This is a genomic window from Calidithermus chliarophilus DSM 9957, from assembly GCF_000430045.1.
In the GTDB taxonomy this organism is placed as follows: Bacteria; Deinococcota; Deinococci; order Deinococcales; family Thermaceae; genus Calidithermus; species Calidithermus chliarophilus.
Map to the genome: position 1 here is coordinate 2,339,004 of NZ_KE387023.1, position 8,469 is coordinate 2,347,472.

An 8,469-nucleotide genomic window follows, 5' to 3' on the forward strand; every position below is an offset into this window, starting at 1 on the left:
CTATGGTCCTCGAGTCCGCCTACCTCAGCGTCAAGCCCGGCCAGGAGCCGGAGTTCGAAGCCGCTTTCGCCCGGGCGTCGGCCCTGATCGCCTCGACCTCCGGCTACCGCTGGCACCGGCTGCACCGCACCCTCGAGGACCCCAGCCTCTACCTGCTGCTCGTGGAGTGGGACACGCTCGAGGCCCACACCGTCGGCTTCCGGCAGTCGCCGCGGTATCAGGACTGGAAAAAGCTGCTCCACCACTTCTACGAACCCTTTCCCACCGTATGGCACCACACCCAGGTATACCCGTGACCATCCGCCCGGCCCGCCCCGACGACGCCCCCGCCGTCGCCCGCGTCCACGTGGACTCCTGGCGCGAGACCTACTCAGGTCTGGTCCCCGGCGACTTCCTGGCCTCGCTCTCCTACGAGCGGCGCGAGCAGATGTGGCGCAGCGGGCTCGAGCACCCCGGCTGGAAGGGCGTGCTGTTCGTGGCGGAAGACCCCGAACACGGGGTCGTGGGCTTCGTGGCCGGTGGCCCGCCGCAAGAGCCTGATGGGGAGTTTTCCTGCGAGCTGTGGGCCATCTATCTCCTGCGGGCACACCAGGGAAAGGGAACCGGGGGGCAGCTCTTCCGGCGCTTCGTGGAGGAGATGGCCTCGAGGGGCCATTCCTCCATGCTGCTGTGGGTGCTGGCCGAGAACCCGACCACGAACTTTTACGAGCACATGGGCGGGGTGAGGGTGCGCGAGAGGGAGATCGAGGTCGGGGGGAAGAAGCTGGTGGAGTGGGCGTACGGCTGGCGCGACCTGAGGGGGAGTGAGGCGTGATCGAAATTCTGGACACCACACTGCGAGACGGCACCCAGGGGCAGGCCGTGAGCCTCTCCAGCGACGACAAGGTGGCCATCGCCCGGCGGCTGGCGGCCTTCGGCGTGCCCCTCGTCGAGGGCGGCTGGCCGGGGTCGAACCCCAAGGACGCCGAGTTCTTCGCTCGCATGAAGGGCGTGGACCTGGGCCAGACCCGGCTGGTGGCCTTCGGCTCGACCCGGCGCAAGGGGCTGAGGCCACAGGACGACGCTTCGGTGCAGGCCATGCTGGGGGCCCGCACCCCGGTGGTCACGGTGGTCGCCAAGTCCTGGGACTTCCACGTGAGGGAGGCGCTCGAGGTGAGCCTGGAGGAGAACCTGCGCATGATCGAGGAGACCTACGCCTACCTGGTGAGCCAGGGACGGCGGGTCATCCACGACGCCGAGCACTTCTTCGACGGCTTCAAGGCCAACCGGGGCTACGCCCTCGCGACGCTCGAGGCCGCCGTGCGTGGCGGGGCCGACACGCTGTGCCTGTGCGACACCAACGGCGGCAGCCTGCCCGAGGAGGTCGCCGAGATCACCCGCGCTGTCGTGGAGGCCTTCCCAAGCGTTCGCATCGGCATCCACCCCCACAACGACGGGGAACTGGCCGTCGCCAACGCGCTGGCCGCCGTGCGAGCCGGGGCGACCCACGTGCAGGGCACCATCAACGGCTACGGCGAGCGCTGCGGCAACCTCAACCTCACCAGCACCATCCCCAACCTGATCCTCAAGTACGGGCTCGAGCTAGAGGGCATCAGCCGGGAGAAGCTCTCGGAACTGCGCGAGGTCTCGCACTACGTGGACGAGCGGGCCAACCTCACCCCCAACCTGCGGGCGCCTTACGTGGGCGACGCGGCCTTCGCGCACAAAGGCGGCATCCACGTCTCGGCGGTGCTGAAGAACCCGCGCACCTACGAGCACGTGCCCCCCGAGGCGGTCGGCAACACCCGCCGGGTGCTGGTCTCCGACCTCTCGGGCCGAAGCAACCTGCTCGCCAAGTTGGCCGAGGCCGGGGTGCAGGTGCCTAAGGAGACGGCGGGGGCGCTCTTGGAGGAGGTCAAGCAGCTCGAGCACGCCGGCTACTCCTTCGAGGGCGCCGAGGCGAGCTTCTACCTGCTGGCTCACCGGCTGCGCGGTGGCAAGCTCCCCTTCGAGCTGATGGGTTTCAGCGTGTTCATGCACGCCAACGACGACCGCCCCGACACCCCCACCTGGGCCGAGGCCACGGTGCGGGTGAAGGTAGGGGAGAGCGTGCAGCACACGGCGGGGGAGAGCAAGTTCGGCCCGGTCTCGGCGCTCGACGTGGCCTTTCGCAAGGCGGTGCAGGCCTTCTACCCCGAGATCGGCGAGATCGAGCTCTCCGACTACAAGATGCGCATCCTCAGCGGGCAGGAGAGCGGCACCTCGAGCGGGGTGCGCGTCATGATCGAGATGCACCGCGCCGGCGAGCGCTGGACCACCGTAGGCGCGAGCCGCAACAGCCTCGAGGCCTCCCTCAAGGCCCTCACCGACGGCTACGCCTACGCGCTGGTGAAAGCTCAGCCGGTGCCGCAGGATTGATGCCGATAGCTGATAGCCGATAGCTCATAGCCCAGAACCCTTGGCTATTCGGCTATCAGCTATGGGCTTTCTCCGCCGCGCGCACCAGCCGCACGAATTGGAGCAGGCGGGGGAAGCGCCCCCAGCGCTTGTGGTCGCCCGCGATGCGCACCAGCCACTCGAGCTTCAGCCGCTGGGCCAGCGGGTGCACCCGCTTGACCTCGCCCGACAGCACGTCCAGCACCCCGCCGACGCCGATGGCGACCTTGGCCCCCAGCCGGGCCTTGTGGCGGTGAATGAACAGGTCCTGGCGCTCGCCCATGCCCACCAGCAGCAGGTCGGGCCGGGCTTGGGCGATCCGCTCGACCACCGGGGCTTCGTCTTTGAAATAGCCGTCCTGGACGCCCGCCACCTGGATGCCCCAGCGGGCCCGGGCGTTCTCGGCGGCCTTCTCGGCCACGCCGGGCTTGGCGCCCAGGAAGAATACCCGCAGCCTGGGGCCGAAGCGCTCGAAGAGGGCGGGGGTCAGGTCGGCGCCGGTCACGCGGCCGGGCAACTGCTCGCCGGTGAGGCGGCGCACCGCCCACACGATGCCCACACCGTCGGCGGTGACCAGCTCGCTCTGTCGGGCGGCCCGCACGAGCTCGGGGTCGCTCTGGGCCCGCACCACGTACTCGGGGTTGAGGGTGATGACCTGGTGGGTGCCGGGCGAGTCCAGCATCTTCCCGATGCGCTCCACGGCCTCCTCGAGGCCCACGAGGTCCACCGGCAGCCCTAGGATTTCGGCCCTTCGCATCATTCCCCCCGGCGGCCAAAGCGGTAGACGGGCCGGTCCTTGGTCAGGCCGTATTCCTGAGCCCCCAGCACCCGCACCTCCTTGAGCTCGGGGATCACGCCCTCCACGCTGATCAGGCTGGCGAGGGCCAGGTCTTCGCTACGGCCCATGCGGTAGAGGCGTTGTCCCACGGCGCTGGCGAAGAGCCCTTCCTGGGGGTCGGGGAAGGCCCTGAGCAGGCTCGAGGCCAGCAGGGCGCCCTCGAGGTGCTCGGCCTTGGCGAGCTGCTGGATGCGCTTGGCCAGGAAGCCGGCGGCCAGGATGTTCCCCAGGCTGGGCTCCCCGCTGGCGTCGGAGGCGCACACCAGCGCCACCTCGTGGGGGGCCTGGAGGTTGGCCTCCACCACCGCGCGGGCGTTGCGGAAGTAGCCCAGCATCACCCGCGTGTCGGTGGGGGCGAGCGCCTTGCACAGCGTGTAGGCGAAGACGACCGCCCGCTGCCCGGAGAAGTCGATCTTGAGGAGGTCCCGCAGGGAGAGGCTGTGGTGAAAGCCCTCGGGCGGGATGCCCTCCTCCTCGCCCAGCAGGACGTCACCGGGGCGGGCCAGCAGCCGGGCCGAGCGGATGCTCGGCGCCACCCAGACCTCGCTGGCCCCCTGGTTGAGCAAAGCCCCGACGACGCTGCCGTGGAACACGGCCACCACGATCACTTGGTCGGGGTAGGCGTTCTTGTTTCGCTGAAGGTCAACCCGCAAACGCATCACGGCATATTATCAGGGATCGGCGGGCCGGGGCTTAGCCGCGCAGCAGCAGCACGGGGCCTTCCTCGAGCTCGGGCAGGTCGTCGAGGCTCTCGAGCCCGAAGATCTCCAGGAAGCGGTCGGTGGTGCCGTAGAGCTTGGGCTTGCCCACGCTGTCCTTCTCGCCCACCACCCGCACCAGTTCGCGCTCGAGCAGCCCCTCCAGCACCCCGTCCACGTTGCGCCCGCGCACGGCCTCGAGCTCGGCGCGGGTGATGGGCTGCTGGTAGGCGATGATCGCCAGCACCTCCAGGGCCGCCCGCGAGAGCCGGGGCGGGTTGGGCCGCAGGACCCGCTCGACCGCGTCGAGGTGGTTGGGGTGGACCACCAGCCGCCACCCGCCGGCCACCCGCTCGATCCGCACGCCGATGGGGTGCTGCTCGAGCCAGTGCTCCAGGCCCACCAGCTCCCGCAAGACGGTCTCCTCCGGGGCCAGGGCGGTGAGCTCGCTCAGGCCTACGGGCCGCCCCGCCGCGAAGAGCACTGCCAACAACTGTGCCTGTGCTGCGTTCATGATGTCTTGAGCCAGGGTGGAAAACGGACACCTCCGCCCTTCAACCCTGGCTATACTACCAGTATGCCGAGTTTCAACTATAAAGCTCGCGACCGCGAGGGGCGTGTGATCGCCGCGGTGATCGAAGCCGAGGACATCCGTACGGCTGCCCGCTCACTCCGCGACAAGGGCTTTTTCGTGGCCGAGATCAAGGAGCAGGGCAGGGGTTTGCAGGCCGACGTCAAGCTCCCGGGGCTCGACCGGGGCCCCAGCCTCAAAGACCTCGCGGTGTTCAGCCGGCAGCTCGCCACCATGCTCTCGGCGGGCCTGCCCATCGTGCAGTCGCTGGCGATCCTCGAGAAGCAGACCGAGAACAAGAAATTCCGCGAGATCATCAAGGAGATCCGCACCGAGGTCGAGGGCGGCACCACCTTCAGCGACGCGCTCTCCAAGCACAAGCTCTTCTCGCGCCTGTACGTCAACCTGGTCAAGGCGGGGGAGACCTCGGGCACCCTCGACGCCATCCTCGACCGGCTGGCGACCTTCCTGGAGAAAGACCTCGAGCTGCGCGGCAAGATCCGCTCGGCGCTGACCTACCCCGCGATCGTGTTCGTCTTCGCGATCGGCGTAACCTACTTCCTGCTGACCGGCGTGGTGCCGCAGTTCGCGGGGATCCTGTCGGGCCTCGGCTCGGAGCTGCCGCTGCTGACGCGCTTCCTGATCGCCATCTCTGACGCGCTGCGGGCAGGGACGCCCTTCCTCATCCTGCTGGCCATCGCGGGCTACTTCGCCTACCGCGCCTATTACCGCACCGAACAGGGCCGCAGGGTGGTCGACCGCATCAAGCTGCGGATGCCGGTGTTCGGCAACCTGAACAAGAAGAGCGCGCTGGCCCGCTTCTCGCGCACCTTCGGGCTGCTCATCACCAGCGGCGTCAACATCGTCGAGTCGCTCGACATCACCAAGGGCACGGCCGGCAACGCCATCATCGAGGACATCCTCGAGGAGACCAAGACCACCATCCAGGCCGGTGAGCCCGTCTACGCCACCATCCAGGCCTACCCCCAGGTCTTCCCGCCCATGGTGGGCTCGATGATCGCCATCGGGGAGGAGACCGGGGCGCTCGACGTGATGCTGCAGAAGATCGGCGACTTCTACGAGCGCGAGGTGGACGAGGCCGTCAGCAGCCTCACCGCCGCCATCGAGCCCGTCATGATCGTGTTCCTGGGCGGCGTGGTGGGCCTGATCGTCGCGGGCATGTTCCTGCCGCTGTTCCAGATCATCAACACGCTCTCCGCCCAGTGAACGGCCCGGGGGGTGTGCCCGGACATACAGCCTTCTGAACCGTAGGGGCGGCTCTCGTGGCCGCCCCTGATCGTCGAACGGAAGGCGGCAGGGTGCCTACCCGGCACGGGGGAGATGCTCGAGGCCGTCGCCCAGGGGTACGGTCGTCACATCGGCGACGCCTGGGCAGAAAGCGTAGGACGACGCGTGTTTGGGCGCCTTTGGGGAAGGCGCCGGTGCCGCCCAGCGAAACACGGGGCCCGAAGGTACGGGCCGCGCGGCTTAAGTAGCTCGGGCGTGAGCCTGTCAGGGTGGCAAACTCACGCCCGAGCCCTTGTTCTTCCTTCGGTCGGGGTGACTTTGTCAAAAGTCACCCTGGAGAAACTTGGTCGGGGCCGAGCCTCCTCGGCCCGTGTGGGTTCCTCGCAGCCAGGCCGGAGGCGAAAAGGGTGATCAGGCAAATAGCGAGCAGCCTCGCCAGTGCCACGCTCGCGTGGGAGGGACCACCTGCAAGCAGCGCATGGTTGGCCGAATACATCCCGTTCACCCCGTTCCGTCCCCGGCCTGTGCCCCGAGGATGGCCCCAGCCTAGGGCCCGGGCGCAACGAAAACGCAATGCCTCGAGGCGAGGGCGGGTCAGGTCCCACACCCATCGCAAAAACGGGGTATTAGCGTAAAATGAGAGGGGCATCTAAGCCACCTGCCATATCCCCCACCGGAGGCCCGGCGCAGTGCCGTCGAAACGCAGTCCCAGACCAACTCCCCTCGAGATCGCCCTCCTCGGCAGGCCCGAGTTTCGGGCCGGGGGGGTGCGTCTGGGCTTGCTGCCGCGCAAGGCCGTGGCCCTGCTGGCCTACCTGGCGGTGGAGGGGCGGGCGCAGTCGCGCGAGCACCTCGCCGAGTTGTTGTGGCCCGCGGGCAACCGGGCCTCCAGCCGCGCCGCGCTGCGCAACCTCCTGGCCCAGCTCAACAAGGCGCTGGGGGCGGCCGGGCTCGAGCCGTTGCGCTCGGACACCGACTGGATCGCCCTCGCCCCCGAGCAGCCGCTGTGGCTCGACCTGTCCGAGCTCGAGGCCGTGCTGCGCCTGCCCGAGGGCCACGCCGCCCTGCTCGAGCGCCTCGAGGCCGTGATCCCGCTGTGGCGGGGGGAATTCCTCGAGGGGCTGGGGTTCGCCGACGCCCCGGACTTCGAGGACTGGGTGGCCCTGCGGCGGGAGGCGCTGCGGCAGCAGATGACCCAGGTGCTCGAGCGCCTGGCCGCGGCCCAGGCCGAGGCGGGCCAACTGCACAAGGCGCTGGAGAGCACCGCGCGCCGCATCCAGCTCGAGCCCCTCGACGAGGCCGCGCACCGCCAGCTCATCACCCTCTACCTGCGCGCGGGCAACCGGGGCAAGGCGCTGGAGGCCTACCAGTCGTTGTGCGACCTGTTGCGGCGCGAGGTCGGGGTGGAGCCCGCCCTCGAGACCGAGCTGCTGGTGCGGCCCCTGCTGCGCCCGAGCCGCCCCGAGCCCGGCCCGGGCCCCCTGGGCGACGTGCGCGCCCGGACCCGGATGCTGGTGGGGCGGGAGGGGGAGCTGGAGGCCCTCGAGACGGCGTGGAATGCCGGGAAGCTGATCTTCATCACCGGCGAGCCGGGGGTGGGCAAGTCCCGCCTGGCGAGCGAGTTCGCGGCCGGGATGGGGACTTTTGCCTGCGCCGAGGCCTTCCCCACCGACGCCGACATCCCCTACGCCACCCTGGCCCGCCTGCTGCGCCGCCTGCTCGAGCGCCACCCCGGCTCGCTGCTGCCGCTGTGGGTGCGCCGCGAGCTCTCGCGCATCCTGCCCGAGCTCGAGGCCGAGCCCCTGGCCCTGGAGCGCATCGAGGGCGAGGAGGGCAAGCTGCGCTTCCTCGAGGCCTGCGCCGAGCTGATGCGCCGGGCCGGGCCCGGGCTGGGCACGCTGATCCTCGACGACCTGCACAACGCCGACCTCGCCAGCTTCGAGGCCGCCATCTACGGGCTCAACCGGGTGCTGGAGGGCGGGCTGCGGGCGGTGTTCATCTACCGCCGGGGGGAGCTCAAGCCGGCGGTCGAGGCGCAGGTCCGGGCCCTGCTCGAGCGCGAGGCGGCCGTGCGCCTCGACCTCCACCCCCTCCCCCCCGACGGGGTGCGGCGCTTGCTGCTGGCGCTCGGCCGCGCCGACCTCGAGCCCCTGGCCGAGGCCTTCAGCCGCTTCACCGGGGGCAACCCGCTGTTCGTGCTCGAGACCGTGCGGGCCATCGACGAGGCGGGCGGCCTGACCGCCCACGGCGAGGCCCGCCTGCCGCGCTCGCCCACCGTCACCACCATCATCGAGCGGCGCCTGGAGCGCCTGCCGCACACCGCGCGCGAGCTGGCCCGCCTGGCCGCCGTGGCCGACGAGGTCTTCTCCCACGAGCTGGCCGCCGCGGCCCTGCGCCTCGACCCCCTCGAGCTCAGCGCGGGCCTGGAGGCCCTGGCCGAAGCCCGCGTGCTGCAGGGCCTGCGCTTCAGCCACGACCTATGGCGCGAGACCGTGAAGCACGGAATCTCCCCGGGAGTCGCGCAATTTTTGCACCTGCGGGTGCTGGAGTTCCTCGAGGCCAGCCCCGGCCCGGTCTCGCCCGCGCTCAAGGCCCGGCACGCCGAGGGGGCGGGGAAGGGGCTGGAGGCGGGGCGCTACTGGCTGCAGGCGGGCGATCAGGCGGTGAAAGCCTACGCCTACGCCGACGGCGTGGCGCAC

At 70.1% G+C, this 8,469-nt stretch carries 8 protein-coding genes; 5 read left to right on the forward strand and 3 right to left on the reverse strand.

The window, feature by feature from the left end:
- Positions 1 to 2: 2 nt before the first annotated feature.
- From MEICH_RS0111350 to cimA, 3 genes are read left to right on the forward strand one after another with little or no spacing between them, the layout of a single operon-like run.
- Complete coding sequence (locus MEICH_RS0111350) at positions 3 to 296, forward strand: antibiotic biosynthesis monooxygenase family protein (protein WP_027892711.1); 294 nt, start codon at positions 3 to 5, stop codon at positions 294 to 296.
- Positions 293 to 814, forward strand: coding sequence for a GNAT family N-acetyltransferase (locus tag MEICH_RS0111355; RefSeq protein ID WP_027892712.1), 522 nt, complete (start codon positions 293 to 295; stop codon positions 812 to 814). Before MEICH_RS0111350 ends, MEICH_RS0111355 begins: the two co-directional genes overlap by 4 nt.
- Positions 811 to 2,397, forward strand: coding sequence for a citramalate synthase (gene cimA / locus MEICH_RS0111360; RefSeq protein ID WP_027892713.1), 1,587 nt, complete (start codon positions 811 to 813; stop codon positions 2,395 to 2,397). Before MEICH_RS0111355 ends, cimA begins: the two co-directional genes overlap by 4 nt.
- A 55-nt stretch (positions 2,398 to 2,452) precedes the next feature.
- Here the strand turns inward: cimA and MEICH_RS0111365 are convergent, their stop codons facing one another.
- From MEICH_RS0111365 to scpB, 3 genes are read right to left on the reverse strand one after another with little or no spacing between them, the layout of a single operon-like run.
- The gene (locus tag MEICH_RS0111365; protein WP_027892714.1) at positions 2,453 to 3,172 is read right to left on the reverse strand and encodes a WecB/TagA/CpsF family glycosyltransferase; all 720 of its coding nucleotides are present in this window, start codon (positions 3,170 to 3,172) and stop codon (positions 2,453 to 2,455) included.
- Positions 3,172 to 3,912: a 2-phosphosulfolactate phosphatase gene (locus tag MEICH_RS0111370; RefSeq protein ID WP_027892715.1), complete on the reverse strand. Its 741-nt coding sequence runs from the start codon at positions 3,910 to 3,912 to the stop codon at positions 3,172 to 3,174. The genes MEICH_RS0111365 and MEICH_RS0111370 overlap by 1 nt, the downstream gene beginning before the upstream one ends.
- Before the next feature lie 34 nt (positions 3,913 to 3,946).
- Positions 3,947 to 4,465: an SMC-Scp complex subunit ScpB gene (scpB, locus tag MEICH_RS0111375; protein WP_027892716.1), complete on the reverse strand. Its 519-nt coding sequence runs from the start codon at positions 4,463 to 4,465 to the stop codon at positions 3,947 to 3,949.
- 63 nt (positions 4,466 to 4,528) lie between these two features.
- Here scpB and pilC point away from each other — a divergent pair, with 63 nt between their 5' ends.
- Both pilC and MEICH_RS0111385 read left to right on the forward strand, forming a co-directional pair.
- Positions 4,529 to 5,749: a type IV pilus assembly protein PilC gene (gene pilC, locus MEICH_RS0111380; RefSeq protein WP_027892717.1), complete on the forward strand. Its 1,221-nt coding sequence runs from the start codon at positions 4,529 to 4,531 to the stop codon at positions 5,747 to 5,749.
- A 788-nt stretch (positions 5,750 to 6,537) separates the two neighbouring features.
- On the forward strand, positions 6,538 to 8,469 hold a 1,932-nt coding region (locus tag MEICH_RS0111385), incomplete at its 3' end, for an ATP-binding protein (RefSeq protein ID WP_157202741.1).

Excerpts from the sequence above, each read along its gene's own strand:
- MEICH_RS0111365 (WP_027892714.1), bottom strand. The coding sequence starts at position 3,172 with ATGCGAAGGGCCGAAATCCTAGGGCTGCCGGTGGACCTCGTGGGCCTC.
- MEICH_RS0111350 (WP_027892711.1), top strand. The coding sequence starts at position 3 with ATGGTCCTCGAGTCCGCCTACCTCAGCGTCAAGCCCGGCCAGGAGCCG.
- scpB (WP_027892716.1), bottom strand. The coding sequence starts at position 4,465 with ATGAACGCAGCACAGGCACAGTTGTTGGCAGTGCTCTTCGCGGCGGGG.
- MEICH_RS0111370 (WP_027892715.1), bottom strand. The coding sequence starts at position 3,912 with ATGCGTTTGCGGGTTGACCTTCAGCGAAACAAGAACGCCTACCCCGAC.
- pilC (WP_027892717.1), top strand. The coding sequence starts at position 4,529 with ATGCCGAGTTTCAACTATAAAGCTCGCGACCGCGAGGGGCGTGTGATC.